The following is a 1,458-nucleotide window of genomic DNA, read 5'->3' as shown; positions in this document are numbered from 1 at the left end:
AGTGGGCGTTGATTATGCATGTTTTCGCGCGGCAGAAAGTGACGGTATGCAAGCGCTTTGGGTATCAAGGAGCGGCCCGATGGCAGTCTGTCAAAGTTCACTTAATCGGATACGGCGCTGTAGCCAAGCCTATCGACCGGATTGTCACATAGCGCTTGGCTGGCAAGTGCCGGTGTGTACGGGACAGGTTTGCCATGATGTGGGTGAAGATAAGCCGCCAGGCATTGCTAATGGACAAGCCGGCTCATCCCTCAGCTCAATGCGGGCAGTACCCACTCTGCATTGGTGACGAAAAATTTTTCCGCATGTTGTTGACCCAGCCGGTCGATATGATCGACAAACTCCTGCATGGGTCTGGTGCCGCCTTCCGGGTGAGGAAAGTCGCTGTTGTAGCAATAGCATTCTTCGAATCCGTAACGTTCGATGTAATCAGCGACGGGCTCGAAGCGATAGGGGGTCACGCGGATGTTGCGGCGGATATATTCGGAAGGTTTCATGGACAGCGCAGATGATAAACGTCCATTGTAAATGGCTGCGACTTGATCCAGATGAGTAGCCATTGGTCCTAGCCATAATGCGCCCAATTCGATGACGGCGAAGCGGAGTCTTGGAAAACGTTCGAAGACGCCGCCGAGCAGGAGTGTGGACAGAAAATTCTGCGGCGAGTAATACATGGAAGAAAATATATAGGTATTAACCTGTTCGCCTTCGGATGTCATATCCGTGGGTTGAAAGCAGAGGTGATCGACGCCCTTAGCCCAGGAATCGCTGGCCATAAATCCATGTTCGCCGCCGGCATGAAGAATGGCGGTGGCGTCTGCCTCCTGGATCAGATGCCATAGTTTATCCATGTTGGCGTGGGCAGGCGAAGCGTCGCCGGGCGGAACCGAACTGGCCAAAACAAATGCCCGTCCGCCTGCTTTCAGAACTCGCTCGGCTTCTTTCGTGGCAACGTCAATGTTATGCGTATTCAATATGGCTACCGAGCGCAGCCGGTTGGGGTTGAGCTTGCCGAAATCGATGATAAAGTCATTCCAGTGGCGCATGGTGGCAAGGCCTAGCTCGTTATTGGCAAATGCCGCGCCTTGAATGCCGGGATCCGAGAAGATGAAAGATCGGTTAACGCCCATATAATCCAATGTTTTCAAGCGGCCGTCGGAACTAAACGCACCGGGTGCGGCCGAGCCTTTGATTTGCCATACGGTCTCTTCGGTATATTCCCGAGATTCTTCGCCCACCCACTTGGCGATTTTTGCCGCTTCTTCCGCGGGGGCATTTTCCAGCATTTGCTGATACATATCGGCGAAATATCTACCGACTTCTCCGGCGGCTATCGAGTAGTTATTCGGGGAAGGTTGAATATGAGTATCAAGGTCGTTCAGGCGGCCGTGGAATTGGCTAATGTCCAGCATCGGTCTGTCCTCTCGTCATTATTGGGGTGAAATGCACTTACTAAAA

The 1,458-nt window shown here is 52.7% G+C and carries 1 protein-coding gene; it reads right to left on the bottom strand.

Annotated features, from left to right (window positions below):
• Nucleotides 1–251 precede the first annotated feature (251 nt).
• Nucleotides 252–1,412 (bottom strand): amidohydrolase family protein, encoded by a 1,161-nt coding sequence (locus EBA_RS19620; RefSeq protein ID WP_192376279.1) that lies wholly within the window; start codon nucleotides 1,410–1,412, stop codon nucleotides 252–254.
• Nucleotides 1,413–1,458: the final 46 nt, after the last annotated feature.

It is taken from the genome of Methylomonas albis (genome assembly GCF_014850955.1).
In the GTDB taxonomy this organism is placed as follows: domain Bacteria; phylum Pseudomonadota; class Gammaproteobacteria; order Methylococcales; family Methylomonadaceae; genus Methylomonas; species Methylomonas albis.
Note: the sequence above shows the minus strand (reverse complement) of the source record. Positions and strands in the feature narration are given on the sequence as shown.